General features: G+C 69.1%; 21 protein-coding genes, 1 tRNA gene and 2 pseudogenes. 5 read left to right on the top strand and 19 right to left on the bottom strand.

The window, feature by feature from the left end; all coding sequences use genetic code 11:
• Positions 1–46 precede the first annotated feature (46 nt).
• The 5 genes from ABZ370_RS15120 to ABZ370_RS15100 are packed head-to-tail and all read right to left on the bottom strand — an operon-like array spanning position 47 to position 5,143.
• Entirely contained in the window at positions 47–1,066 is a 1,020-nt protein-coding gene (locus tag ABZ370_RS15120; protein WP_358620316.1) for a Gfo/Idh/MocA family oxidoreductase, read from the bottom strand.
• Between the two features lie 27 nt (positions 1,067–1,093).
• Positions 1,094–2,008: an ATP-binding cassette domain-containing protein gene (locus ABZ370_RS15115; RefSeq protein ID WP_358620314.1), complete on the bottom strand. Its 915-nt coding sequence runs from the start codon at positions 2,006–2,008 to the stop codon at positions 1,094–1,096.
• Positions 2,009–2,013: 5 nt separating this feature from the next.
• On the bottom strand, positions 2,014–3,096 hold the full coding sequence (locus ABZ370_RS15110) for an ABC transporter permease (protein ID WP_358620312.1): 1,083 nt from the start codon (positions 3,094–3,096) through the stop codon (positions 2,014–2,016).
• Positions 3,096–4,121 (bottom strand): substrate-binding domain-containing protein, encoded by a 1,026-nt coding sequence (locus tag ABZ370_RS15105; RefSeq protein ID WP_358620395.1) that lies wholly within the window; start codon positions 4,119–4,121, stop codon positions 3,096–3,098. The genes ABZ370_RS15110 and ABZ370_RS15105 overlap by 1 nt, the downstream gene beginning before the upstream one ends.
• Positions 4,122–4,126: 5 nt before the next feature.
• On the bottom strand, positions 4,127–5,143 hold the full coding sequence (locus ABZ370_RS15100; protein ID WP_358620311.1) for a sugar ABC transporter substrate-binding protein: 1,017 nt from the start codon (positions 5,141–5,143) through the stop codon (positions 4,127–4,129).
• Between the two features lie 340 nt (positions 5,144–5,483).
• Here ABZ370_RS15100 and ABZ370_RS15095 point away from each other — a divergent pair, with 340 nt between their 5' ends.
• The gene (locus ABZ370_RS15095) at positions 5,484–6,269 is read left to right on the top strand and encodes a GntR family transcriptional regulator (RefSeq protein ID WP_358620309.1); all 786 of its coding nucleotides are present in this window, start codon (positions 5,484–5,486) and stop codon (positions 6,267–6,269) included.
• 95 nt (positions 6,270–6,364) lie between these two features.
• Here ABZ370_RS15095 and ABZ370_RS15090 read toward each other — a convergent pair whose 3' ends face one another.
• From ABZ370_RS15090 to ABZ370_RS15060, 7 genes are all read right to left on the bottom strand, one after another.
• Positions 6,365–7,210, bottom strand: a complete 846-nt coding sequence (locus tag ABZ370_RS15090) for a sugar phosphate isomerase/epimerase (RefSeq protein ID WP_358620307.1) — start codon at positions 7,208–7,210, stop codon at positions 6,365–6,367.
• Positions 7,211–7,366: 156 nt separating this feature from the next.
• On the bottom strand, positions 7,367–8,254 hold the full coding sequence (locus tag ABZ370_RS15085) for a sugar phosphate isomerase/epimerase (RefSeq protein ID WP_358620305.1): 888 nt from the start codon (positions 8,252–8,254) through the stop codon (positions 7,367–7,369).
• Entirely contained in the window at positions 8,251–9,201 is a 951-nt protein-coding gene (locus tag ABZ370_RS15080) for an NAD(P)-dependent oxidoreductase (protein ID WP_358620303.1), read from the bottom strand. The genes ABZ370_RS15085 and ABZ370_RS15080 overlap by 4 nt, the downstream gene beginning before the upstream one ends.
• A 5-nt stretch (positions 9,202–9,206) precedes the next feature.
• On the bottom strand, positions 9,207–10,424 hold the full coding sequence (locus ABZ370_RS15075; RefSeq protein WP_358620301.1) for a Gfo/Idh/MocA family oxidoreductase: 1,218 nt from the start codon (positions 10,422–10,424) through the stop codon (positions 9,207–9,209).
• Positions 10,424–11,242: an aldolase/citrate lyase family protein gene (locus ABZ370_RS15070; protein ID WP_358620299.1), complete on the bottom strand. Its 819-nt coding sequence runs from the start codon at positions 11,240–11,242 to the stop codon at positions 10,424–10,426. The genes ABZ370_RS15075 and ABZ370_RS15070 overlap by 1 nt, the downstream gene beginning before the upstream one ends.
• A complete protein-coding gene (gene iolD / locus ABZ370_RS15065; RefSeq protein WP_358620297.1) occupies positions 11,239–13,203 on the bottom strand; it encodes a 3D-(3,5/4)-trihydroxycyclohexane-1,2-dione acylhydrolase (decyclizing) in 1,965 nt (654 codons plus the stop codon). The genes ABZ370_RS15070 and iolD overlap by 4 nt, the downstream gene beginning before the upstream one ends.
• Positions 13,204–13,243: 40 nt before the next feature.
• Positions 13,244–14,686 (bottom strand): aldehyde dehydrogenase family protein, encoded by a 1,443-nt coding sequence (locus ABZ370_RS15060; RefSeq protein ID WP_358620295.1) that lies wholly within the window; start codon positions 14,684–14,686, stop codon positions 13,244–13,246.
• A gap of 328 nt (positions 14,687–15,014) precedes the next feature.
• Between ABZ370_RS15060 and ABZ370_RS15055 the strand changes: the two genes are divergently transcribed.
• Together ABZ370_RS15055 and ABZ370_RS15050 are read left to right on the top strand one after the other, a co-directional pair.
• On the top strand, positions 15,015–15,368 hold the full coding sequence (locus tag ABZ370_RS15055; protein ID WP_358620293.1) for a hypothetical protein: 354 nt from the start codon (positions 15,015–15,017) through the stop codon (positions 15,366–15,368).
• A gap of 17 nt (positions 15,369–15,385) precedes the next feature.
• A pseudogene (locus ABZ370_RS15050) lies at positions 15,386–15,652 on the top strand (xylosidase); the annotation flags it as partial.
• 41 nt (positions 15,653–15,693) lie between these two features.
• Here the strand turns inward: ABZ370_RS15050 and ABZ370_RS15045 are convergent.
• Positions 15,694–16,548, bottom strand: a complete 855-nt coding sequence (locus ABZ370_RS15045; RefSeq protein ID WP_358620291.1) for an ABC transporter permease — start codon at positions 16,546–16,548, stop codon at positions 15,694–15,696.
• Entirely contained in the window at positions 16,545–17,153 is a 609-nt protein-coding gene (locus tag ABZ370_RS15040) for an ABC transporter ATP-binding protein (protein WP_358620289.1), read from the bottom strand. Before ABZ370_RS15040 ends, ABZ370_RS15045 begins: the two co-directional genes overlap by 4 nt.
• A gap of 151 nt (positions 17,154–17,304) precedes the next feature.
• Between ABZ370_RS15040 and ABZ370_RS15035 the strand changes: the two genes are divergently transcribed.
• Positions 17,305–19,620, top strand: coding sequence for a polyprenyl synthetase family protein (locus tag ABZ370_RS15035; RefSeq protein ID WP_358620287.1), 2,316 nt, complete (start codon positions 17,305–17,307; stop codon positions 19,618–19,620).
• Between the two features lie 13 nt (positions 19,621–19,633).
• Here the strand turns inward: ABZ370_RS15035 and ABZ370_RS15030 are convergent.
• The 3 genes and pseudogenes from ABZ370_RS15030 to ABZ370_RS15020 form a co-directional block, all read right to left on the bottom strand.
• Positions 19,634–19,822: pseudogene (locus tag ABZ370_RS15030) on the bottom strand (SDR family oxidoreductase); the annotation flags it as partial.
• Between the two features lie 731 nt (positions 19,823–20,553).
• Positions 20,554–20,630 (bottom strand) — tRNA-Met (locus ABZ370_RS15025).
• A 127-nt stretch (positions 20,631–20,757) separates the two neighbouring features.
• Entirely contained in the window at positions 20,758–21,855 is a 1,098-nt protein-coding gene (locus tag ABZ370_RS15020; protein ID WP_358620286.1) for a winged helix DNA-binding domain-containing protein, read from the bottom strand.
• A gap of 528 nt (positions 21,856–22,383) precedes the next feature.
• On the opposite strand from ABZ370_RS15020, the gene ABZ370_RS15015 reads away from it, so the two are divergent.
• Positions 22,384–23,787, top strand: coding sequence for an isopeptide-forming domain-containing fimbrial protein (locus ABZ370_RS15015; RefSeq protein ID WP_358620284.1), 1,404 nt, complete (start codon positions 22,384–22,386; stop codon positions 23,785–23,787).
• A 260-nt stretch (positions 23,788–24,047) separates the two neighbouring features.
• Here the strand turns inward: ABZ370_RS15015 and ABZ370_RS15010 are convergent, their stop codons facing one another.
• Positions 24,048–24,494 carry a hypothetical protein gene (locus ABZ370_RS15010; RefSeq protein WP_358620282.1) on the bottom strand — a complete coding sequence of 149 codons (447 nt, stop codon included), beginning with the start codon at positions 24,492–24,494 and terminating at the stop codon, positions 24,048–24,050.
• A 42-nt stretch (positions 24,495–24,536) separates the two neighbouring features.
• Positions 24,537–24,791 (bottom strand): hypothetical protein, encoded by a 255-nt coding sequence (locus tag ABZ370_RS15005; protein ID WP_358620280.1) that lies wholly within the window; start codon positions 24,789–24,791, stop codon positions 24,537–24,539.
• Positions 24,792–24,876 lie beyond the last annotated feature (85 nt).

The raw sequence follows: 24,876 nt of genomic DNA, 5'->3' as shown, positions 1-24,876 counted from the left end.
AGGGCGGTACCGGTCCGGTACCGCCCTCTCCCGCTGTGGGTGCCGCCTACTGATAGAAAGCCGGCCGCTCGATCAACTCGACCTCGACGCGCCGCCCCTCCCGCTGGGACAGCACGCCCGCCTCGCACACGGCCGCGGCCGCATAGCCGTCCCAGGCGCTGGGGCCGATGGTCCCACCGCGCCGCGTGGCATCCGCCCAGGCCTGAACCTCGCGGTCGTAGGCGTCCGCGAAACGCTCAAGGTAGTCCGGTATGACACGGCCACCCCAACGGCCGTCGGCGCTCAGCCGCGGGCCGTGTTCGTCGTCGATCCGTACGGTGCCGCGTTCGCAGACCGCTTCGGCTTGCACCTGGTAGCCGTAACCGCAGTGACCGAAGATCTCGACATCGGCGAGAGCACCCGACTCGGTTTCGAAAAGCACGAATTGCGGGTCGTTCATCCCGGCCGGGGCGTACGACGTAGAGGCCGGCTTGTGCACGGTGACCGCTGTGATCTCCTGGTCGAGAAGCCAGCGGGTCACGTCCATCTCGTGCACCACCGAGTCGTTGATGAGCATCTCGTTGGTGAACCACGGCGGCATGGCCGGGTTGCGGTGCCGGTGGTGCAGCATCAGCGCCCTGCCCAGCACCGCACTGCCGAGGAGCCGCTTGAGCTTCGCGTACTCGGCGTCGTACCGCCGCATGAAGCCCACTTGGACGCGCCGGTGCCCGAGCCTCTGTTCTGCCTCCAGGACGCGAAGGGCGGAGGCCGCGTCGGGGGTGAGCGGCTTCTCGCACAGCACCGGCAGGTCACGGTCGAGGGCTTCGAGCAGGGCCGCCTCGTGGGCGGGCCCCGGGGAGGCGATGAGGACGGCGTCCACGTCCTGCGCCGCCATGGCTGCCGCAGGTTCGGTGTACGCCGTGCAGCCCTCGATCGTGTCCGCGAGCGTCCCGGCGCGCTCCGCCTCGATGTCGACGACGGCGCTCACACGAGCCCCGCTGACGAGATGATGAAGTCTGCGCGCATGGTCCGCGCCCATCTTCCCGGTGCCGATGATGGCGACGCCGAGTGCTCGCTCAGATGGCATGTACTGATGTCTCCGTGGTGGGTGAAGTCAGTTGGCCTGAGGGGCTCCGGCCTGTAGTTCGTCATGTTCGGGGAGTTCCTCGACGTCGACGCCGCGGACCTGCGCCAGCTCATGTTTGAGGGCCACGAGTTCGGCGCCGCCGGCCATGTGGTTGGTCAGCTCCTCGAGCGTGATCTCGCTACGGGAGGCGGACAGTTCCATCGTGCCCAGACGCAGCACGCTGAAGTGGTCGCCGACCATGTAGGCGTGGTGCGGGTTGTGGGTGATGAAGATGACGCCCAGACCGCGGTCGCGGGCGGCGGCGATGTACTTGAGCACGACGCCGGACTGCTTGACGCCAAGTGCGGCGGTGGGCTCGTCCAGGATGAGGACGCGGGCGCCGAAGTAGACGGCGCGGGCGATGGCCACGCACTGCCGCTGGCCGCCGGAGAGGGTGCCGATGGGTTGTTCGAGGTCGTCGAGGACGATGCCCATCTCGCGCAGCTCGTGGTCGGCGGTCTTTTTCATCCGCTCGATGTCGAGGCGGCGGATCGGCCAGGGCCCCTTGGTCATTTCGGAGCCGAGGAAGAAGTTGCGCCACACCGGCATCAGCGGCACGGTGGCGAGGTCCTGGTAGACGGTGGCGATCCCCCTGTCGAGGGCCTCGCGGGGGGTGGAGAAGCGCACCGGGGTGTTGTCGACGAGGAAGTCGCCCTCGGTGTGCCGGTGCAGCCCGGAGATGATTTTGATCAGGGTGGACTTGCCCGCGCCGTTGTCGCCGAGCACGCAGGTGACCTGGCTGGGGTAGACGCTCAAGCTCACGTCGTGCAGGGCACGGACATGGCCGTACGACTTGCCGGCGCCGCGCAGTTCGACGGTGGGACTGTCCTTGTCCGCGGCACCGTCCGGGGCATTGTCCGCGAGGATCGCGCCGTGCGTGCCGGATTCGCTGCTGGATGTCATGTCGGTTACCTCCTCCTGGTGGCCGACTGGCGGACCCACAGATTGATCAGGACGGCGCCGAGCAGCATCACGCCGAGGAAGGCCTTGAACCAGTCGGGGTTCCAACCGGCGAACACGATGCCCTGGTTGACCATGCCGAACATGAACGCGCCGAAGACCGGGCCGATCGCGGAGCCGTAGCCCCCGGTCAGCAGACAGCCGCCGATCACCGCTGCGGCGATGTAGATCAGCTCCTGGCCCACGCCCTCGCCCGACTGCACCGTGTTGAAGGTGAACAGCTGGTGCATCCCGACGAACCAGGCACCGAAGCCGACCAGCATGAACAGCGAGATCTTGGTGAAGGTCACGGGCACGCCGACCGCCCGTGCGCTCTCCTTGTTGCCGCCGACCGCGAAGATCCAGTTGCCGTACCGGGTGCGCAGCAGTACCCAGGTGGCCAAAGCGGCGAAGGCCAGCCAGTAGAACACGGTGATCTTCACCTGAACGCCGCCGATGTCGAACGAGGAGGCGAAGATCTTCTGCGCTTGGCCGAAGCCGGCCATGTCGCTGATGTCGTCGGTGGCCACGTTGCCGGTGACCAGCTTGGCGACCGCGAGGTTGACGCCCTGGAGGATCAGGAAGGTGCCCAGGGTGACCAGGAAGCTGGGCAGGCCGGTCTTGACCACCATCCAGCCGTTGAAGAAGCCGACCGCCAGCGACACGATCAGCGCCACGAGCACACCCGCCCACACGTTCATGGTGAGCTGGTAGCTGAGCATGCTGGCGGTCAGCGCAGAGGTGATCACCGCGACACCGGACGACAGGTCGAACTCGCCGCCGATCATCAGCAGCGCCACCGGGAGCGCCATGATGCCGATCGTCGACGACTGGTACAGCACGGTGGCCATCGAATCGCCGTCGCGGACCGGCGGGGCGGCGATCAGGAAGAACACGTACACCGCGGCGGCACCGAGGAAGACACCCACCTCCGGCCGCGCCAACAACCGGATGGCCAGCGGCCGTTCAGATGCGCGGCCGTCCTTTCCACTGGTCGGCGGGGCCGGTGACGGGGAACCCGTCGCCGGAGCCGTGGTCTGGGCCATGGTCATCACCGGGTTCCCTTCGCGGCGAATGCGGCGACCTTGTCGATGTTGGACTTGTCGACGATGGCCGGTCCGGTCAGCACGGCCTGCGCACCACCGCCGCTGAAGTTGCCGTTCGTCTTGTACAGCCACTGGGCGTCGACCGACAGGTAGCCCTGCAGGAAGGGCTGCTGGTCGATGGCCCACTGGATCTTGCCGGACTTGATGGCGTCGGCCGCGTCCTTGTTGAGGTCGAACGTGGCGAGCTTGGCCTTGCTGCCCGACTCGGACACCGACTGTTCGGCGGTGAGTGCGATCGGGGCGGCGAGGGTCGCCACGAAGTCGATCGAGCTGTCCTGCTTGAGCTTGGCGGTGATCGTCGACTTCACGGACGGCATGTCGGTGCCGTTGACATAGAGAATGTCGGTCTTGCCGGAGAAGGTCTTCTTCAGTCCTTCACACCGCTGAGTGAGGCCGATGTTGCCCTGCTCCTGGATGACACAGGCAGTGTGTTTGGCGCCGACCTTGTTGAGCTTCTTGCCGAACGCCTCACCGGCCACCGTCTCGTCCTGTCCGAAGAACTCCAGCAGACCCAGCTTCTTCCAGCCGCTCACACCGGAGTTGAGGCCGACGACGGGTATGCCGGCTTGCCTGGCCTTGGCAACGACGCTCTTGAGCGCGTCGGGCTTGGCGAGGGTGACGGCGATCCCGTCGACCTTCTGGTCGATGGCGTTCTGCACCAGGTTGGCCTGGTTGCCGGCGTTCGGGTCGGAGGAGTAGATGAGCTTGACGTTGTCCTTGGCGGCGGCAGTCTGGGCGCCCTTGCGGACGATGTCCCAGAAGGTGTCACCGGGCGCGGCATGCGTGATCAGGGCGACCGTCATGCGGGGTGTGGTGGCCTTCCCGGCCGAGATGTTGTTCCCGGCCTCGTCGGCCTTCTTGCCGCCGGAACTGCTGGAGCATCCGGCGACCAGCAGGGCGGCCACCACCGCGGCAACGACGGGGGTGATCCTGCGGGAACGGGGGTGGGACATTGTCGTGGTCCGGGTCATGATCGTCACCGGGTTCCCTTCGCGGCGAACTGGGCGACCTTCTCGACGTTGGACTCGTCGACGAAGGCCGGCCCGGTCAGCACCGGCGCGCTGCTGCCGCCGCTGAAGTTGCCGTTCGTCTTGTACAGCCACAGGGCGTCGACCGACAGGTAGCCCTGCAGGAACGGCTGCTGGTCGATGGCCCACTGGATCTTGCCGGACTTGATGGCGCCGACCGCGTCCTTGTTGAGGTCGAACGTGGCGAGCTTGGCCTTGCTTCCGGCGTCGGCGATGGACTGGATGGCGGTCATCGCGAACGGGGCCCCGAGGGTGGTCACGTAGTCGATGGAGCTGTCCGTCTTGAGCTTGGCGGTGATCGTCGACTTCACGGACGGCATGTCGGTGCCGTTGACATAGAGAATGTCGGTCTTGCCGGAGAAGGTCTTCTTCACCCCGGCGCAGCGGGCCTCCAGAGCGACCTGCCCCTGCTCCATGATCACGCAGACCGTGTGCTTGGCACCGACCTTGTTGAGCCTGCGGCCGTAGGCCTCGCCGGCGATGGTCTCGTCCTGGCCGAAGTACTCGAGCAGACCCTGCTTCTTCCAGTCGTCGACGCCGCTGTTGAAGCCCACCACGGGGATACCGGCCTGTTCGGCCTTGGCGACCGCTCCCTTCAGGGCGCCCGGCTTGGCCAGAGTGACCGCGATGCCGTCGACCTTCTGGTCGATCGCGTTCTGGATCAGGTTGGCCTGGTTGGGGCCGTTGGGGTCGCTGGAGTAGATGAGCTTGACGTTGTCCTTGGCGGCGGCGGCCTGGGCACCCTTGCGGATCGTGTCCCAGAAGGTGTCACCGGGCGCGGCGTGCGTGATCATCGCGACCGTCATGCGGGGTGTGGTGGCCTTCCCGGCCGAGATGTTGTTCCCGGCCTCGTCGGCCTTCTTGCCGCCGGAACTGCTGGAGCATCCGGCGACCAGCAGGGCGGCCGCCACCGCGGCAACGACGGGGGTGATTCTTCGGGATCGGGGGCGAGACAAACGGTTCATCTTTCCGGCACCTCACTGTGCGGCAGGGGAGGGGAGAGGCGGCTGATCGAGCGAACGCTCCGGATCACATGCCGTTAACACGGTTGTTTCGTATGACGAGATAGAACCCTCACGCCACCTCGAGGTCAACGTTTGTAAAGACATCATTTGTCCATCAGCGCAATATGTCAGAACAATTGCTTGACGCTGGCTACGCGTGACCTCTACACCTGAAATGGTCAGGTGTATCGACTCGTCATCCCTTCATTTTCCTAAGAGCTACGGGATGCGATAACCACGGATTGAGCGGGGTCGTTGTCCGTGCCTTAAGTCCGGCTGCCCGAAAGGAAACCCGCACCCGATGAAGAGCCTCCGCCCCGGGCGCCGGAAAGCCGTGGGCAGTACGGCTGGGCTGGGCATCGCCGTCGACCGTACGAGCCCGGTACCGCTGTACTACCAGTTGGCCCAGCAGTTGGAGCAGGCCATCGTCCGCGGTCTGCTCCTGCCGGGCGACCTGCTCGATAACGAAGTGGAGGTCGCCGAACGGCTCGGTCTGTCACGGCCGACCGTCCGGCAAGGCGTCAGCGCCCTGGTCGAGAAGGGGCTGGTGGTACGGCGCAGGGGCATCGGCACCCAGGTCGTCCACAACACGGTCAAGCGCCCGCTGGAGCTCACCAGCCTCTACGACGATCTGGTGGAGGCCGGGCAGGTACCGAGCACGCGGGTGGTACGCAACGATGTCGTCCCCGCGCTTGCCGAGGTGGCCACGGCTCTGGGCATCAGCCAGGGCGACAGTGTGGCCCGGCTGGAGCGTATCCGGTGCGCGAACGGACTCGCCGTGGCCGTCCTGCGCAACTACCTTCCCACCGATCTGTCGCTCGACCTGGATACCAAACGGCTGGAAACCACAGGCCTGTACCGGCTCCTGCGCGCGGCCGGCATCGGTCTGCACAGCGCGCATCAGACGGTCGGAGTCCATACGGCCACTGCCGAGGAGGGCGGATACCTCGGAGAACCCGCGGGTGCGCCGATGCTCACCATGCGGCGCACGGCGTACGACGCCGGCGGGGCGGCGGTGGAGTACGGCACGCATCTGTACCACGCCACGCGGTATGTGTTCGAGTTCCAGCTGCTGGCACGGACGTAAGGGGCTGGAGTGCACCCGACGCGCGGTGCGCGCGTGAAAGCAGGGGTGGTGGGGACGACCGTGATCTCGTCCTCACCACCCCTGCGGCTCTTACTTCACAGGAGCGCCGCGGCGGTCCGGTACGCCGCTTCGGCAGCCTCCCTCACCGGCAGCGCACGGTGTGTGTCCGAGAGGATCTCCACCCCCCAGGGGCCGGACCAACCGGCCGTACGGAGCGCCGCGATGATCCCCGGCAGGTCGAAGGAACCCTCCCCGCACAGGCGGCGGCGTCGGACGGTGTCCTCGAAAAGGCTGCCCACGACCTGGCTGTCGGCGTCATTGAGCTCCACGCCCACGATGCGCGAGCCTGGTACGTCCGCCAGCTCGGCCGATGGTGTGTGGGCGCGCTCGGTGTGCCAGACGTCGATGATGACGCCGCCCGCCGGGTGGCCGGCGGCCTCGACGAGCCGGAGTCCGTCGTGCACGGTTTTGATATTGGACCAGGGCAGGAACTCGATCCCGACCCGGGCACCCACGGCGTCCGCCTGGGCCGCCAGCGCGGCGAACTCCTCGGCCCAGACGTCGAGGTGCAGCGGTCCGTCCTCGACATCGCCATGGATCTTGATGTGGTGTGCTCCGAGCGCCTCGGCGGCCTCGAGGAGGTCCCGGCGGACGGCGTCCGACGCGGCCCGCCGGGGCCCGTCGGTCCACCAGTCGGCGAAGGCTTCCAGTTCGATATGGGCGAGGCCGTTGTCCGAGAATATCGACCGGATGCCCGCAAGACCGTATTCGCGCTCGGCCGCCAGCAGGTCCGCGTGCACCAGCCCGAAGCCCTTGTACCCGGCGGCACTCGCCGCCTCCGCCCGTTCCCGAAGGCTCAGCGGACTGCGCTGGTCATTCCTGTCGGGAGCGGCGTCGCCCGCGGTGGTCCAGCATGTGGCCAGCAGGTGCTCAGCAGTCATTTCCACTTCCTGCATTTCTCATGTCCGGAAAAGACCGGCGCGCCAGCCATGGCAATGCCAAGAATGAATACGAAGTTGCGTCGCAATTCTTGGGCGCCCCGCACACACTGGTCAATCCCCGGGAAGCCATCAAAAGAACATCAGACTGGTATGCGGTCAGGAAACTCCGCGCAGCATCGAGCGCAGATGCTCGGCGCTGGCCCACACATCGTCGACCGGCCCCTTTTCCTTGGGTTCCTCGGTGAGGATGGTGTCCTGTTCCAGGACGTACCAACCGTCGTATCCGCGGGCGGCGAGGTGCGTGATGATGGCCTGGACGTCGACGTCGCCCGCGCCGAGCGGGCGGTACATGCCCTCGCGGACGGCCTCGGTGTAGGTGAGGCGACCGGACTGGACCTTGGCGGCGAGGGAGGCGTCCACGTCCTTCATGTGGGTGTGGGCGATCCGCTCGGGTGCCTGGCGGGTCAGCTCGGCGGGGTCGGTGCCGCCGATGAGCAGGTGGCCGGTGTCGAGGCAGAGGGAGATCGCCGAGTGCTCCAGGACGCGCTGGACCTCGTCGCCGTTCTCGATCATCGTGCCGACATGCGGGTGCAGGACGGCGTGTACGCCGCGTTCGGCGGCCAGGGCCGTCAGGCGGTCGAGGTTGGACAGCAGCCGCTGCCAGCCGTCCGCGTCGAGTTCGGGGCGGGAGTCGTAGCCGTCCTGCCCCGTGATGGCCGAGAGCACCAGTACGTCCGCGTTCGAGGCCGCGTAGCTCTCCAGGAGCTGTTCCACCGCGGGCAGAGGGTCGTGTCCGGGTACGTGCAGCAGCAGCGGGGTGAAGCCACCGACCGCGTGCAGGTCGTGGTGGGCAAGGGCCTGGGCCATGGCATCGGGCTCACCGGGCAGGAAGCCCTCGGGGCCGATCTCGGTGGCGGCCAAGCCGACCTCGCGCATTTCCTTCAGTACCTGGTCGGGCGTCAGCTGATAGCCCCAGCCGGGTACTTCGCACACGCCCCAGGAGATGGGCGCGCCGGCGATCCTGTTCAGGGATGGGGTGGTCATGCCGTGGCCTTTCGGTAGTTCTTCCAGTCGGGGTTGGCGACCGCGGGCGGCTCCCGGCCCGCGAGAACGTCCGCGACACCGCGGGCGGCGTCGCGGAACGTCAGCGTCATCGCCCGGCGGGTCATGCCCATCAGGTGCGGGGTGAGCACGACGTCGGGGTGGTCGAACAGCGGGTGGTGAAGGGCCGGCTCGGGGTCGAACACGTCCAGTCCGACGCCCGACAGCCGGCCCGACTCCATGGCGGCCAGGGTGGCGTCCGGATCGAGCAGGCCGCCCCGGCCGCAGTTGATGAGGATGGCTCCCGGCCTGACACGGGCCAGCAGTCGCTCATCCACGAGGTGCCGGGTGCCTTCGGTGAGCGGGGCGTGCAGGGTGACCACGTCGCTGGACTCGACGAGTTCGTCGAGGTCGGCGCTGGCGAACTCGGGCGGAGGAGGACTGAACGGGTCGTACGCGAGGGTACGCATCCCGAACGCGGCGGCGAGTTCGCCCACGCGCCGGCCGATGCGGCCGTAGCCGACGATCCCCAGGGTGGCACCGTCCAGATCGCCGACCGGCACGGCCGACCGCTCGGCCCAGCGGCCGTCCCGTACCAGTTCGGTCAGTGGTTTCAGCCTCTTGACCAGGTGCAGGGCCATGGCGAAGACGCCCTCGGCCACGGCTCGGGTGCCGCTGTGGGGGGTGATGACGACGGGGATGCCGCGGGCGGAGGCCGCAGCGACGTCGACCAGGTCGACGCCGACACCGGTGCGGGCGATGACCCGCAGCCGTGGCGCCTGCCGAAGGAAGTCCTCGTCGACCCGGCGGTCGGCGCGGACGATGGCGCCCTCGGCGACCGTGAGGTCCTCGGGCGTGGGGTCGGTGACGAGGGTGGCGTGCTCGCCGAGGACGGGGCACACCGTGTCGGCGTCGACGGGGCCGAGGGCCACGACGAGGTGCTCGGACATCGCGATCACTTCCGTTTCGGATGACCGAAGTTCGCGCCCGGCACCTCGGACACCCGCTGCCACGAGCCGCTCTCCGCGGAGGCCGCTGCCGCCGCGATCACCTCGGCGACGGCGTGCGCGTCCTCGATGGTCGAGTTGTGGTGCTCGATGCCGGCCACGGCGGCCAGGAACTTCTTGGCCTCGATCACCTTCAGGTCGTCGTAGCCCATACTGTTGCCGGGGCCGGGCTGGAAGTTGGCGTAGTCGCCCATGTGGCCGTTGCCGAGCACCGTGGTGTAGCCCTGGTGAGGGCCGCCGCGGTCGAGGGCGACGCGCAGCTCGTTCATCCGCTCGAAGTTCCAGGCGACCGAGCCGTCGGTGCCGTAGATCTCGAAGCCGATGCCGCACTGGGGGCCGACGATGACGCGGGACGCCTCCAGGGTGCCGACGGCCCCGCCGCCGAAGCGCACCAGGGCGGCGCTGTAGTCGTCGTTCTCCACGGTGGCCATCTCACCGTCCTCGATCACCGCGAAGTGCGTGCCCGAGCCCATGGGCAGGATCGGGCGCTCGGTATAGACGGTGCTGGTGAGCGCGGAGACCTCGTGGATCGGGGCCACCACATAGCTGACCAGGTCCACGACGTGGCTCATGAGGTCGCCGAGCGCGCCGTGCCCGGCCAGGTCCCGCTTGAAGCGCCAGGACAGGGCACCCTTGGGTTCGGCGGCGTAACCGGAGAAGAAGGTGGCGCGCACGTTGGTGATACGGCCCAGCCGCCCCCCGGCGATCAGCTGCCGGGCCCGCTCGACGGCCGGGGCGTGCCGGTAGTTGTAGCCGATGGAGGTTGCCACCCCGGCGGCGCGGGCCGCGGCTGCGACTTCGCCGGTCTCCTCGGCGCTGCGCCCGACGGGCTTCTCGATCCAGAACGGCTTGCCGGCCTTGGCGGCGGCGATACCGATCGCGTGGTGGAGGACGTTGGGTGCGCAGATCGAGACCACGTCGACGTCCGGGTCGTCGAGGACGGCGCGGTAGTCAGTCGTGGCTTTCTCGTAGCCGAGGGTGTCACGGGCGTAGGCCGCGCGGTCCTCGGCCGTGTCGGCGGCGTGGACGAGGCGGGGCTTGATGCCGAGTTCGGGGTAGACGGAGGGCAGTGCCTGGTAGGCGCGGCTGTGCAGCTTGCCCATCCAGCCGACGCTGATCAGTCCGACGCCGATCTCGCGTGCGGCGCCCGGGGTGGTGGTGGGCATCATGTCTCCTGGTGGTGCTGGGCCCGGGCCTCTCCGAGCGCGGTGGACAGGGCTGCGGCGAGCAGAGTGGAATCGGAGCCGATGGCGATGAACGTCCAGCCCTGGGCCCGTTTGGCGGCCGCGGCCGCACCATCGGGGACGAGGAGGCCGCACGCCTTGCCGTGGTCGGCGGCGGCCTTGCGGACTCGCTCCAGCGCTTCCTGGTAGACGGGCTCGGCGAACATGCCGGGCACGCCGAGGTCGTGGCTGAGGTCGCGGGGGCCGACGAACAGTACGTCGACGCCGTCCAGCGCCGCGATGGCCTCGACCTCCGCCAACGCGCTCGCCGATTCGATCTGGACCACGCCGAGGATCTCGCCCTCCCGGTCCAGGGCCGCGGGGTCGAGCCCGAAGCGGCAGGCGCGGTTATAGGTGGCCACGCCCCGATCCCCCGCGGGCGGGTACCTCAAGTGCCGCAACGCTTCCTGGACTTCGGCCGCCGTGTCGAGGCGCGGCAGCATGATCCCGGCAACGCCGAGGTCGAGGACGCGGCCGATGCGGATACGGGCCGCGGACTCGACGCGTACGACGGTCGGCACACCGTAGGCCGCCGCGGTGGGGACGGTCGTACGGACCTGTTCCTCTCCCCCGGCGCCGTGTTCGAGGTCGAGCAGCAGCCAGTCGGGGCCAGTCGCGGCGCACACCTCGGCCGTGACCGGGGAGGCGGTGCCGACGAACGTACCCAGCGTGGTCTCTCCGGCGGCGAGCCGGGCGCGCAGGTGGCCACGGTCCAGGGGGGAACGGTCCGGGCGTGAGGGGCCCGGGCGTGAGGGGTTCATCCGTACCACCTCTGGGAGGCCAGGCCCTCTTCGTACTCGCGGCGCAGCTGGGCGACCGCTTCCTGCTCGGAGACCTCGGCCGGGGCCACGTCCCACCAGGCTCCGGCGCCGGGCAGGTCGGCGTGCGGGATCACGGGGACGACGAGGACGACGGGGCCGTCGTGGTCGCGGGTGCCGGCCAGGGCGGCGCGTACGTCGTCGGCGGTGGTGGCGCGGAGGGCGTGGGCGCCGAGGCCCGCCGCGATCCGGACGAGGTCGATTTGGAGGTAGTCGCCCTCCAGGCGTGCGGGCTTGCCCGTGCCGATATCGAGGCTGCCGTCGCGGTAGCGGAATTCGTTGCCGAACTCCTGTCCGCTGCGGATCATTTGGAGGCGGTGGATGACCTGGTATCCGTGGTTTTCCGGGATCACGATGGTGAGCGGGAGCTTCTCCTGGGCGGCCGTGACCAGTTCGGTCGGCGCCATGAGGAACGTGCCGTCGCCCAGCAGGGACAGCACCCGCTTCGACGGATCGGGCTCGGCGAAGCGGACGCCGATGGCGGCGGGAAGTTCGTAGCCCATGCAGGAGAAGCCGAATTCCAGGTGGGCGAAGCGGCCTTCGGTGGCGTCCCACACCTTCAGCAGATCGCCGGGCGGCCCGCCGGCGGCAGCGATTATCGTGTCGCCGCCCTGTGCGTGCTCCTGGAGAAGCCCGATCAACTGGCCCTGGGTGAGGACCGCGTCGGTGTCGCTCACGACATCGGAGTCATCCGGCAGTGACGCGAAGTCGAAGGGGGTGTCCGGGTCGAGCGCGGCGGCACGCTGCTTCCGCCACTGCTCGTCCAGGCCACGCACCTTCTCCTGCCAGGCTGCCGGAGTGGTGGTGCCGTTCGCATCTACGGCGTCGGTCAGCGCGGCCAGGGCCCTCTTCGCGTCGGCCACGATGCCGGTCGCACCCAGGCGGCCCGCGTCGTGCACGTTGACGTTGATGCTCGCGAAGCGCACTCGCGGATTCTGGAACATGGAGTGCGAGGCGGTGGCGAAGTCCGTCAGGCGCGAGCCCACGGTGAGCACGAAGTCGGCGTCCCGGGCCAGGGCATTGACCGCCGGAGTGCCCTCCAGGCCGATGCCCCCGAGCTGCCACCACGCGCGGCGCTGAACGGCGCCCTTGCCTGCGAACGTCTCCGCGATGGGGACGCCCGCCGCATCGGCGAGTGCCTCCAGTTCCTCGGTGGCACCGGAGTGCACGACGCCACCACCGGCGATGATCAGCGGCTTCTCCGCCTCGGCGAGCATCCGTGCCACCGCCGCGACCTCGTCGGCGTCCGGCGCCGGACGGCGGATCTGCCAGTCGCACTCGGCGAAGAACTCCACCGGGTAGTCGTAGGCGTGGGACTGAATGTCCTGCGGGAGGGAGACGACGACGCCACCGGTGTCGACATCGGTGAGCGCGCGCATCGCCGCGGGCAGCGCGGTGAGCAGCTGCTCGGGCCGGGTGATGCGGTCGAAGAAGCGGGAGATGGGGCGGAAGGCGTCGTTCACCGAGGCGTCGGCCTCGACGGGGTGCTGCAACTGCTGGAGGACGGGCCCCTGGTGGCGGGTCGCGTAGGTGTCGCCCGGCAGCAGCAGGACGGGCAGCCGGTTGACGGTGGCCAGGCCGGCGCCGGTCACCATGTTCAGGGCGCCCGGGCCTATGGAGGCGGTCACGGCGAGAGCAGAGTGCCGCTTACTCGCCTTGCCGTAGGCGGTCGCGATGTGGACGAGTGCCTGCTCGTTCCTCCCCTGTACAAAGGGGAGTTGGTCACTGAGCTGGTCGAGAGCCTGCCCGAGCCCGGCCACGTTGCCGTGGCCGAAGATGCCCAGCGCGGCCGGGATGAGGCGCCGCCGGTGACCGTCGGCCACGGAGTACTGCCGGGAGAGGTAGGTGACGACAGCCTGGGCGACGGTGAGGCGCACCGTGCGCTGTTGCGTCCGGTCGGTCATGAGTCGGCTCCTGATCGGGTTGTACGAGCGGGCGCCCGGGTCACCAGGGACGGCCGTGCAGAACGATGGTCTTGGCCTCGGTCATCTCGCTGACCGCGGCACGAGGGCCTTCCTTGCCGTAGCCGCTGCCCTTGAGGCCGCCGTACGGCATCAGGTCGGCGCGCCACAGGGGCGTCCAGTTGATGTGGACGGAACCGGCGTCGATCTCCCGGATGGCGCGGACCGCTCCGGCGACGTCGGAGGTGAAGATGCCGGCGCCGAGGCCATAGGCGGTGCCGTTGGCCTGAGCGATGGCGGACTCCCAGTCCGCGGCCGGGCTCACGGCGACGGCGGGGCCGAACAACTCCTGCTGACTGAACGGCGATTGGGGGTCGACGTCGGCGACAACGGCGGGCCGCACCACGGCTCCGTCACGCTCACCGCCGGTCAGGACGCGGGCGCCGTCCTCGCCGGCCCGGACGATGGCCCGCTCGACGCGCTCCGCCTCGGTGGCGGTGATGAGCGCGCCCATGGTCGTGTCCGGGGACGAGGGGTCGCCGGTGCGGATGGCCTCGACTTTGGGGACGAGGGCGTCCAGGAAGTCTCCCGTCACGGCCGGGTGCGTGATCACCCGCTGGACGGAGATGCACACCTGTCCGGCGTTGACATAGCCCCCGGCGGCGACGGCGCTCGCCGCGGCCTCGATGTCGGCGTCGGGGAGGACGACGACCGGGCAGGAGGCGCCGAGTTCGAGGGACAGCTTCTTCACACCGGCGACGCGGGAGATGTGCTCGCCGGTGGCCGTGGAGCCGGTGAAGGAGATCTTCCGGACGCGCGGGTCGGTGACAAGGGCGTCGCCCAGCACCGAGCCGGAGCCGACGAGCACCGACAGCACGCCCTCCGGCAGGCCCGCGTCCACGAAGCACTCGGCGAGCTCGAGGGCGGTCAGCGGCGTGCCGCTGGCGGGCTTGAGGATGACCGCGTTGCCGGCGGCCAGGGCAGGGGCGAGCTTGTGCAGGACCAGCAGGGCCGGGTAGTTGAACGGCGTGATGGCCACGACGACGCCGCAGGGCTGGCGCAGAGTGAAGCCGACCTTGTCCTGTCCGGTGCCGCGATTGGCGTCCAGCGGGAGGGTCTCGCCGTAGAGCTGGGTTCCCTCGAAGGCCGCCAGCCGGATCAGGTCGCCGGAGCGGGACGCCTCGCCGGTGGCCTCGGTGATCGTCTTGCCGGACTCCGCGCTGATGGTCCGCGCCGTCTTCGGGGCCCGCTCGTCGGCGAGCTCCGCCGCACGCAGCAGGATGCGCATCCGCTCATGGGCAGGCGTACGGCGCCAAACCGACGCGCCCCGCTCCGCCACCGCAAGGGCCGCCTCGACGTCCTCGGGACCGGCGAGCGCCACCGTGCCCACCGTCGAGCCGTCGAACGGCGACTTCACCTCCCGGGTCCCCGCCGTCCCCCTGGCCGCCTGCCGTCGACTACCGATCAGCAACTCCACGGGCGCCATCGCACTCTCCCTTCGGGAAGCCGTCAGAGCAAGGCCGTCCCGGACACGTCAGGGCGTGTCGCACGGCCGACGGCCTGGCCGTTTACGTGCTCGCAACGCTAGGTCGGCGTCTGGAGTTACTGAAGCCCTCGAATCAATCATTTGGCCGTCATGGAGGGCATCTTTTTTCCATCATCACGAGAAGGACGGCGCGCTCGGCGTGCAGCCGGAACAGGTGTCGCCACGGGCCTGCGGCCGCCCACGGCCCGCGGCCCGGAAGAAAGCTGCCGCCCCGGTCGCCCGACCATCGGCCGCGACCTCCAGAAAGCGACGCCTGCTCGCCGCAGGCATGACCGCCTGGCAGCCCGCTGACCTCCTCGGCGTCCACGATCACCAGTTCGACCTCGAAAAACTCCCCCGACAGCGCGAAGTCGTCGACCGCCGCCCGCCCGGCGCCGTCGACGACGCCCTCACCGTCATGACCGCGCTCGCGCAGGCCGACAGCCCGCTCACCGCCAGCCAGCTCGCACTTGCCCTGTCCTGGTCGGCACCCCGGCTCGACGCCGCCCTCGACTACCCCGCACCCACCCCAACCTCGGCGGGGCACCCCTGCTCCGCCACGTCCCGCCCGACGGGTACACCGCCACCCCGCAGGCGCGTCCGCATCCCGCAGATCGTCGGCGACCTCTGTGTTCAGCGGTGATGCCGCAGCCCGAGGCCGGCACCGGCGCCGAAGCCGCGGGCGCCAGCATCCCCGGGGGCCGCGTATGGCTGCGCGCCAACGCCGACATCCGCCCCGGCGCGGCGCGCCCCGGAATCTTCTCCTACAGCACCGACGGCACCCACTTCATCCGCCTCGGTCCGCCGTTCACGATGGGCAACGACTGGCGGTTCTTCATGGGCTACCGGTACGCCATCTTCAATTACGCCACCCAGGCGCTCGGCGGCGCGGTCCTGGTCTCCCGATTCGAACTGGCCACACCCTGACGGCCCACATCGGCAGGTGGTCGTGGACGCCCCGCGATTGCCTACGTCCCGCTCGGGCGGGCCTCGGCCTGCCGGGTGGCGTCAGCGGTGGACGGCGCGATGACGTGCGGTCGTGGCCTGCCGAGGCTGTTCCGGGTTCGGATGTGGAAGGCGAGAAGGCCGACGAGGGCGGCGACGGCGAACCATCCGGCCTGGATGGCCAGGTATTTCGGCAGGGGCGTGGTGGAGAACCCCGCACCCGTGGCGGCCTGCATCGCGCCGTAGGACGGCAGATAGCGCACGATGCCGCCGTTTGAGCTGGAGCTGTAGAGGGGGTTTTGGAGGGCGAGGTCGATGACGCTGGTCATCACGACGGCGAACATGCCCTCCACTTCGCGTCGTAGCAATGAGCCGAAGGCGACGCCCAGGGCGCCGTAAGTGATCCCGGCGAGAAAGAGGGCCGCGGCGAGCAGGGCTGGTTGCTCGGGTTCCCAGAAGGCGCAGGTGAGCGCTGTCGTGTAGGCGGCCACGGCTGCGGAGGCCAGCATGAGGGAGGTGAGCTTGGCGAGGACGAGATGGGTGCGGGGGTAGCCGGCGAGGGCGAGTCGACGATCGAAGCGGCCGCCTGCGAACGAGGCCGCGAACATCATGAAGCCGATGATCAGGGTGACGGCGTTGAGGGCGCCGGTGATCTCGGTCAGCTGGTTGCCGTGGGGGGTGAGCAGGTTTCCGGTGGCGCGCAGCCGGAAGCGGGTGCGGGTGTCGGGAACGGACCAGAATGCCAGCGCGGTCCACACCGGGATGAACAGGGCCATGAGCACCATGGCGAAGCGGTTGCGCAGGTGCTCGGTCAGCGCGTAGCGGGTCGCGGTCGTGAGGTACGTGCGGTGGCGGCGGCCGGGCCGGCGCGGCTTCATGCCGCACGCTCCGGGGTCTGCTCGTGCAGAACGCCGCCTTCCATGCGCCACAGCACGTCGAGACGTGTCGCGTCGTAGGCGAGGTGGGAGACCACGAGCACCGATCGGCCGTCGCCGCGCAGCGACGTCGCCAGGTCCCAGAAACGCTGGTAGGTCTCCCAGTCGAAACCCTGGTAGGGCTCGTCCAGCAGCAAGGTGTGGGGGTCGTACATGAGAGCGAGGGTGAGGTTCAGCTTCTGCCGGGTCCCGCCGCTGAGGGCTCCGGACCGCTCGTCCGCGTACTCGCTGAACTGCAATGCCTCCATGACCTCTTCGGCGCGCTTCAGGTCGGCCAATCCGTAGGCGACCTTGAAGTAGTCCAGGTGCTGGCGAACGGTGAGTGCGTCGTTGAGGACAGCCGCCTGCGAGCAATACCCGAAGCCTCCGTGGTGGATCACCGCGCCCCGATCGGGAGCCAGTTCACCCGAAAGGATCTTCAACAGGGTCGACTTGCCCGCACCGTTCTCCCCGACTATCCCGGCCAGGACTCCCGGTCGCAGTCGTAGGTCGATACCGCGCAGTACCTCACGTCGGCCGTAGGCGTGGTGTACACCCTTTACCTCCATCGAGGGCCTCCTCCCCTTGGCGTTCCGCTTTAACGAACCGGGAGCGAAGACGACACGGCAATTCCATTGCTACAGCCCGATGTTCATCCGATCTGATGATCTGGCGGTCAATGGCCATTGAGGGGTGACCACGGACATTTAGCTTCTTGGCATGACCACATCCTCCGACCCTGTGGCGCAGGTCCCTTCTCACCCAGCGCACCAGCACGCCACAGTCTCAGCGCCCTTCGGCTCACCGCACCCTTCCGCCGGCGCTGAGACGTGGTACCTCAACGGTCATCTGCGCGACGAGGACGGCGACACCTACACGTGGATGATCAGCATGCTGCGCCACCACGACATCCGGGACAGCGCCGCCACCCCCGGCTATGCCCTGGTGTCCATGTGCTCGGGCCCGAAGGGCGTGTCTCACGGCGCCTGGCTCTCGCCCACCATGCACCACGCAGTGCGCGACGCGCTCGCCGGCGACACCGCACAGGACCACCGGGTCCGCGAAGCACTGGCGCAGGCCCTTGCCGAGGGCCCCCTGCTTCCGGACCGGCTGCTGGCCGACCCAGTGGTCGAGTCGGCCGAGACCCTGGACATCTCCTTCGGTGACCTGGCGGCCCTGCGCCGCGACGAAGACGGCGGATACCGACTGAGCTTCCATAACAGGGACCGCTTCGAGCTCGTCCTCACCGCAGCCAAGAGCGCGGCCCCACAGTTCGACGCCCAAGGGCGCCACCCGGGGCGGCTTCCCACCGACGCGGACGCGATGACGTCGTACTTCGTACCGCGACTGCGTGCCCACGGGACGGTGCGCCGTGAGGACGGCAGCCGGGCACGGCTGGAGGGTCACGCCTGGTTCGAGCAGGACTGGGGCGCGACCTACTACGACGTCCAACGGGCCCCGGGAACACCGGACCACACCTGGGAGTGGGCCGCTATCCAGCTCGACAACGACTGGGAGATCAGCTGCATCCATTCCCGCACCAGCGATCCGGCCACCGGTGCCACCGGGCCGGAACTCACCCGTGCCACAGCGGTCGACCCGGACGGCAACGTCAGCTACCACGACCTGACCTGGCGGCCCCTGAAGCACTGGACCTCACTGGCCACCCTCAACACCTACCCCACCACCGTGCACGTGAGCGTGCCCGACCTCGGTCTGGACGCCGAGATCACCGCGACAATCGCCGAGGGCGAGGTCCGCACCCTGGTCGTGGGCCGCGCCATGTGGGAGAGCCCCGCGGCCGTCCACGGCACCATGGGAACCACGCCCGTGAGCGGCAGCGCCTTCCTGCAGACCCTCCCGACCAACACCATCGGCGACATCGAGCACTACATGCGCCGTACCCACGACATCGCCGGGGCGGAAGCGGCAGCCCTGTACTCCCCTGACCCGGCAGACGACGCCGCGCTCGGGCTCCTCACCGGCACCAGCGGCCTGACCGGTCTCGACGCCGGCGCACGTGCCCGTCTCCATGGGGCGGTCGCCGCTCCCCTCCTGCACCTGCTGGACAACCCGGGACGCTCCTGGCGCCCCTACGTCGCCGCAGCCGTCCTCTGCCTTCTCGACACCGACCCGGAGCCCTACCGGCCGCTCACCGCGGTCACCGAGCTTCTCCACCTCTCCGCACTGGTCATCGACGATATTCAGGACAACTCGCCCACGCGGCGTGGCCACCCGAGCGTCCACGAGGTCTTCGGCACCGCTCCCGCCATCACCGCGGGCACCCTCGGCTACTACACCTTCGACGCTCTCATCCAGCGGGTACCGCAGGCCGCCCCGGAAACGATGCTCCGTATCTACCAGCTCTACCTGCGGGACCTGCGCGCCGCCCACGCCGGCCAGGCCCTCGACATCGCCGGGCACCACGCCGCGTTCGACGAAGCCGTCACCAGCGGTGACGCCCGCCCGCTCCTCGACGAAGTCCGCACCGCACACCGGCTCAAGACAGGGATGCTCGTCCGCAGCACCGCAGAGGTCTCCGCGATCCTCGGCGGCGCCGACGAGCAGCAACTCGATGCCATCTGCCGGTACTTCGAAGCCGTCGGAACCGCCTACCAGATCACTGACGACGTGGCCGACCTGTACGGGCTGGTCACCGCCCAGGAACATCAGCAGGGCATCACCACCCGCTCCCCCGCGGAAGACCTGCGCAACGGCGAGGTCACCTACCCCGTGGCCCACGCCGTCGGACTCCTCGACGCGACCGACCGCCAACACCTGCGCGATATGCTCCGGCAGCGTTCCGACACCGGGGCCCGCACAGCATCCGAGCTCCTCGTCCGCAGCGGCGCCCTCGAGGTGTGCATGGCCGAAGCCCGCGGCCTCGTCGACGAAGCCTGGGACAACCTCGCCCCGCTCCTGCCGCCCACCCCGCACAAGGCCATGGTGCGCGCCCTGGGCTGGTACGCCGCCCAACGCGAAACCGACCACGTCCTCGGCGGGACGGATGAGCCCCCGACAGCCACGCGGACTTGAGGCGAGAGGCCCCACGGCCCAGCCTTCCGATCGGGGTGCCGTCCAGCATGGCTTCGTGGCGGGCCGTTCCCTCGTACCGCTCAAGCAACTGCCGGGTCCCGATGAATCCGGGGTGCAGGGAGTTGACGCGCACTCCGGATTCCGCCCAGTGCAGCGCCGCGTTCTTGGTGAGCGTGCGAACGGCCCCCTTTGCCACGTGGTAGACCGACGGACACCTCGGCGGCGATGGCGCGGGCCCCGCCAGGTTCTCCACTTGCGCGGCGCGTGCCTCCAGCTCGCGCAGGCGTGCCGCGCGGGCGGGGTGGCGCTCGATGGCCACGGTCAACGCCCACTGCCGTAGGAACCGTCGCATCCACACGCTCACGAGCGGCCGCCATCGCCTTCGTCCAGTCGGCGTCGAATGCGGCCACCGGGCTCGGCGCGATCCGCACCAGCGCGGCACACAGCTCCTCCGCGGTCGCCTTGGGTGCGGGATAAGGGAGCCGTTTCCGTCGGCTACTGCCTCGCTCATGCTGCCTCGCTCCGTGTCGTACTCACCGGGGCCGCGACGGTCCTCGGCTCGGTACGCCCCGTGAGCAGCTCGACGATCTGCGCTGGTTTTACCTGATGTCTGCTCGTTTCCATGATCTGGCAGGAGCGACCCACGTGCCCGAGGACCTCATATCCCACGGCGAGCTGTCCGCTTTGACCGGTGTTTCGAAGAGGTCGCGGAGAAGAACGACCGCGAGTTCGGGATCATCAAGAGCGGCCTGACCGCGGTGCGTCTCCAGATCGGGAACCTTGGCCAGAAGGCCGGGACTCTTGATCGACAAAGCCGACCAGCTGAAAGGCGGCCTCGAAGAGCTCGGCCAGAAGATGGACCGTAAGCAATCCACGGCAGCGCCCGGACGGGCAACCGGCCCCCTCGACATGGAGTCGAGGGGGCCGGTGCGTTGGTAGCGGGGACAGGATTTGAACCTGCGACCTCTGGGTTATGAGCCCAGCGAGCTACCGAGCTGCTCCACCCCGCGTCGTTCCGCCTACTCTACACGGCGCGGGCGATGGGGTTCGACGTACTCCACGCACCTGGTGGTCGGTGGGGGAGCGCCTCCTCTGGCTCGGGCAGCCTGACGGATGCAGCCGGGTCAAGAACTGAACTCAGCTACCCGTGAAGCGGACGGCATGGGCCGACGCCTGCGGATCGGTGGCCGCCAGCAGCCGGGAGCCCTCCGCCTCCAGCGCCTCCCGGTCAGCGATCCCGATCCGCCCGAACGGCTCGACCAGGACCGCCGCCTCACCTCGCCGCCGCTCGAACTTCCACGTACCGCCCACGAATCCATCGACCAGGACCGTGCCGCGAACGATCCCGTTGACCGTCATCACCTGGCCCGGAGCCACCTCCCCGAGAATGCGGGACCGGTCGGCGTGCGACAGCACCAGGTTGTCGAAGTCCGCGACGAAACGCGCGGGCACCGGGGTATCCGGGTCGGGCAGGCCCGCGTCCGGCAGGTCGTACAGCACCCGTCCCTGATCGTCCCGGTACGTCCGCAGCCCCAGCCCGGCCACGACCTGGCGCAGCCCCGTCAGCCCGGACCACTTCTGCAGGTCGGCGACGCCCGCCGGGCCGAAGGCGCCGAGATACCGCCTGACGACGGTCCCGACGTCGGGGCTTTCGACCGTCCGCCCCAGCCACTCCTCCACGGTCGCGTACACCGGCTGCCCGCCCTTGCCCCATACCCCGCGCGGCGGCAGCTGCACGAGGGGTATCCAGTTGCGCAGTGCGTTCACCAGTGAGCCGGGATCCGCCTGCGGCCACCGTTCGCCCAGCGCCGCCCGCAGCTCCGCCGGATTCCGTGCCCGCTCCCCCACCAGCGCCCGCCCGGCAGCCACCAGCTCCTCCCGGTCCACTCCCCGCACTCCGGGCGACCAGGTGCTGCTACGGAACTGGCGCTCCAGCATCGGCTGCACCACCGGCCGCAGCGCCAGGGCGTCCGATGCGCTCACCAGATGCACCGTTCCCCGCATCAGCACGATCCGCACCGCGCGGCGTTCGGTCATCAGCCCCGCCAGCTCGGCGAACGAGAAGTGCTTCAGCCGGGTCCAGAGTCCGACGTAGGGCGCGTCCGGCGCCTGCGACTGCATGCCCACCAGGTGCTCGATCACGTCCAGAGCGGACATCTCGGAGCGTTCCAGCAACAGCTGGCGGTCCAGCAGAGCCCGGTTGAGTGTGCGGCGGTCGAGCACGGTGTTCGGCATGAGGGAACGCTACCGACCCTTGCGGACAGGTTCCGTCCGCACGATGGAGTGCCCCGCAACGGCTGTTGGTGACCGCGCGCGACGCCAGGGGCACTGCGCGGCCCCCTCGAAACTGAGTCGACAACCGGTGGATCCGGCAGCAGCACCACGTCGGCACGGCCGCGGTCGGTACCACGCTCGCCGTCGTGGGTTGGGTCCGGAGTGCCGGGAGCGTCAACTTTGCTGGTCGCTGATTCACTCTGCGCGGGGGTGAGCGCGGGTAGTGCGACGGGCGCTTTCGGCCATGACGGGTGTGGTGGGCGGGAGTGGGGAGGTGTCTGTGGTGGGAGAGGTGTGCCGATCGGTGGCGTGTGGGGATGGCGGGGCGGGGTGTCCGGGGTGGGGTTCGCAAACGTGCTGCACGGGGTTGGCCGGACTCATTCGTTAATCACTTTACGCGTTTATGTGAACGCGTTGTGCTACTGACTGTTTCGGCTCCGCCACGGCCCAGCGGTGCATTCCAACAGCATCGACACGAGGGAGATAACCATGACCACACCTCCTGCTGCTCCGCTCCGGGTTGCCCTGGCCAACGGCAGTTTCGAAGAGCCCGCCGTAACCAGTGTGGAGATTCTGCCGGACGCCTCACAGACGCAGGCGGCCAAGCGGGTCCCGGGCTGGCTCACCACCGCGTCCGACCACATGATCGAGCTGTGGCGGTCGGGCTTCAACGGTGTGCCGGCAGCCGAGGGCGCCCAGTTCGCCGAGCTCAACGCGAACCAGGTCTCCACGCTCTACCAGGACCTGCCGACCACGCCCGGCACGAAGCTGTACTGGCGGCTGTACCACCGTGGCCGCCAAGGCGAGGACACCATGGCGCTGGACATCGGCGCGCCCGGCTCCGCGGTGGAGCAGAGGCGCTTCACCGACGGCAACACCGCCTGGGGGTACTACACAGGCACCTACACCGTCCCGGGCGGCCAGACACTGACGCGCTTCGCCTTCCGTTCCGTCTCTGCCGCCGGCGGCAACCGCAGCATCGGCAACTTCCTGGACGGCATCTTCTTCGGCACCGCCCCCTATGTGACGCTTGCCAAGACCGCCATTCCCGCGGGACCGCTGGAGGTGGGCGACACCGTCACCTACCGCATCACCGCCAAGAACGAGGGCGGTGGCGGGGCCGAGAACCTCATCCTGACCGACGCCATCCCGCAGGGCACGACGTATCTGCCCGGTTCCCTGCGTATCGTCGACGGCCCGAATGCCGGAGCGAAGAGTGACGCGAAGGGCGACGACCAGGCGTACTACGACGCCGCCGCGAACACGGTCGTCTTCCATCTCGGCAACGGCGCTTCCGGCGTGGAGGGCGGCAGCCTGCCCAACACCGGGACCCTTCCGCCGGGGACCACGGTGGAGTACCGGGCCGTCATCGACCGGGCCAGCGGCGGCAAGCACATCAGCAACACCGCCACCGCCTCCTACGAGAACCAGCTCGGCCAGACGCCGGAGCCCTTGACGGCCACGTCCAACGAGCAGATCACGGAGGTCAAGCCGGCTGCCGACTTGACCGTGGCGAAGGCAGCCGACGCGACCACCGTCACCGTCGGCCAGACCGTGACCTACCGCATCACCGTCCACAACACCGGCCCGAACCAGGCCACCGGCGTCACCGTCACCGACCAACTCCCCGACGGCCTCACCTTCCTGTCCGCCAACGGCACCCCCGGGAGCTACAACCCGGCCACCGGGCAGTGGACCGTGGGCGCCCTGGCCGACGGCGCCACCGCCACCCTCGTGCTGCGGGCCAAGGCCACCAAGGCCGGCCGGATCAGCAACACCGCCACCGCCACCGGCAACGAAAGGGATCCCGACACCACCAACAACACCGATACCGTCACCGTCTGCGTCGAACCCGCCCCCTCCTGCTGCGACCCCTGCTCCACCCAGAAGTAGCCTCCAGGAACACGCCCGGTCGGCTCCCCCCGACAACCGCCCCCGGCACGCCTCCTGCGGGAGACACGGCCGGGGGCACCATCGCGGCCACAGAAGTCGCTGCGACCGAAGACACGACCAACTCGTTCAGCTCTTGTTGGCCTTTCTCCAGTCGGACTCAGATGCCGGGCCAGCTCTCCTGGATGATGATCCACTCCCTGCGGGCGTAGGAGCGGACCGCGTCCCGTTCGACGTCGGTGCAGCGTCGGTGCAGCCATCCTTCAGAGCGGACGGGATGCCGCCGGTGGTGCTGGTCCCGTGCTGGTGGACTGATCGAGCCGTTCGCTGCCGAGTGTTCCCGCGCTGGGCCGACCGGGTCGCACGACGATCATCCGCCCGACGTGAGCGCTCGGGCCGCCCACGATCGTGGCCACGGCGACCGGTTTGTCCTGCGCGGCGTCGCTGAAGGCCGGTGCGAGTCCCGGCTCGGTGCGCGGGTCGTGGTGGCGCAGGATGAGCTCGATCGTGCCGCCACAGGTGAGGCCCACGGCGAGAGCGTCACCGTCGCTATAGCCGAACCGCACAACCTTCGGCCGGCTGTCCCCGACCAGCATCTGCCGGCACGCCTCGTAGACGGCGGCGTCGACGCAGCCGCCGGACACGTTGGCCAGTACGGCACTATCGCTCGGCGACTTCCGGTGTGGTCTGCCCGGTGCCACGCCGGTCACATCTGCACGCCCCCTCGGCTCTGGCAGGGAGGGCCTTGACGATCAGGTCCGCCCGTGGAGTTCCCACCAGCCGTTGGGCAGCAGAGTGCAGGTCCAATCCTCATAGCCGAGGTTCTCCGCAGTCTCCCAGCACTCCTGTTTGGTCTTGCACCTGTAAACGGGTGGGAAGCCCATCGCGGTGCAGGAGGCCGTGGCGGTTTTCGAGGAGGCCGAGGCGAGGGCTGCCTGCGTGGCGGTGGCAGCGCCGCCGGCCAGTATGGCGGTGGCCATGGCAGCACTGGTGAGCCAGATGCGCATACGCATGAGTCCCCTTCGTGGGTTCATGAGGATCTTTGGTTTCGCCCAGGGCTGCTCGAGGCCCGGCTCAATGGCGGCGCAGCCC

The sequence above is a fragment of the Streptomyces sp. NPDC005962 genome (assembly GCF_040629205.1).
Classification (GTDB): Bacteria; Actinomycetota; Actinomycetes; order Streptomycetales; family Streptomycetaceae; genus Streptomyces.
This window is presented reverse-complemented; position numbering and strand designations above follow the sequence as displayed.

Bases quoted from the DNA above. Each gene is read 5' to 3' on its own strand.
- ABZ370_RS15020 (WP_358620286.1), bottom strand. From the start codon at position 21,855: ATGCCGAACACCGTGCTCGACCGCCGCACACTCAACCGGGCTCTGCTG.
- ABZ370_RS15110 (WP_358620312.1), bottom strand. From the start codon at position 3,096: ATGACCATGGCCCAGACCACGGCTCCGGCGACGGGTTCCCCGTCACCG.
- ABZ370_RS15075 (WP_358620301.1), bottom strand. From the start codon at position 10,424: ATGCCCACCACCACCCCGGGCGCCGCACGCGAGATCGGCGTCGGACTG.
- ABZ370_RS15115 (WP_358620314.1), bottom strand. From the start codon at position 2,008: ATGACATCCAGCAGCGAATCCGGCACGCACGGCGCGATCCTCGCGGAC.
- ABZ370_RS15015 (WP_358620284.1), top strand. From the start codon at position 22,384: ATGACCACACCTCCTGCTGCTCCGCTCCGGGTTGCCCTGGCCAACGGC.
- ABZ370_RS15035 (WP_358620287.1), top strand. From the start codon at position 17,305: ATGACCACATCCTCCGACCCTGTGGCGCAGGTCCCTTCTCACCCAGCG.
- ABZ370_RS15040 (WP_358620289.1), bottom strand. From the start codon at position 17,153: ATGGAGGTAAAGGGTGTACACCACGCCTACGGCCGACGTGAGGTACTG.
- ABZ370_RS15070 (WP_358620299.1), bottom strand. From the start codon at position 11,242: ATGAACCCCTCACGCCCGGGCCCCTCACGCCCGGACCGTTCCCCCCTG.
- ABZ370_RS15105 (WP_358620395.1), bottom strand. From the start codon at position 4,121: ATGACCCGGACCACGACAATGTCCCACCCCCGTTCCCGCAGGATCACC.
- ABZ370_RS15090 (WP_358620307.1), bottom strand. From the start codon at position 7,210: ATGACTGCTGAGCACCTGCTGGCCACATGCTGGACCACCGCGGGCGAC.
- ABZ370_RS15120 (WP_358620316.1), bottom strand. From the start codon at position 1,066: ATGCCATCTGAGCGAGCACTCGGCGTCGCCATCATCGGCACCGGGAAG.
- ABZ370_RS15060 (WP_358620295.1), bottom strand. From the start codon at position 14,686: ATGGCGCCCGTGGAGTTGCTGATCGGTAGTCGACGGCAGGCGGCCAGG.
- iolD (WP_358620297.1), bottom strand. From the start codon at position 13,203: ATGACCGACCGGACGCAACAGCGCACGGTGCGCCTCACCGTCGCCCAG.
- ABZ370_RS15100 (WP_358620311.1), bottom strand. From the start codon at position 5,143: ATGAACCGTTTGTCTCGCCCCCGATCCCGAAGAATCACCCCCGTCGTT.
- ABZ370_RS15005 (WP_358620280.1), bottom strand. From the start codon at position 24,791: ATGCGCATCTGGCTCACCAGTGCTGCCATGGCCACCGCCATACTGGCC.
- ABZ370_RS15085 (WP_358620305.1), bottom strand. From the start codon at position 8,254: ATGACCACCCCATCCCTGAACAGGATCGCCGGCGCGCCCATCTCCTGG.
- ABZ370_RS15045 (WP_358620291.1), bottom strand. From the start codon at position 16,548: ATGAAGCCGCGCCGGCCCGGCCGCCGCCACCGCACGTACCTCACGACC.
- ABZ370_RS15055 (WP_358620293.1), top strand. From the start codon at position 15,015: ATGACCGCCTGGCAGCCCGCTGACCTCCTCGGCGTCCACGATCACCAG.
- ABZ370_RS15080 (WP_358620303.1), bottom strand. From the start codon at position 9,201: ATGTCCGAGCACCTCGTCGTGGCCCTCGGCCCCGTCGACGCCGACACG.
- ABZ370_RS15095 (WP_358620309.1), top strand. From the start codon at position 5,484: ATGAAGAGCCTCCGCCCCGGGCGCCGGAAAGCCGTGGGCAGTACGGCT.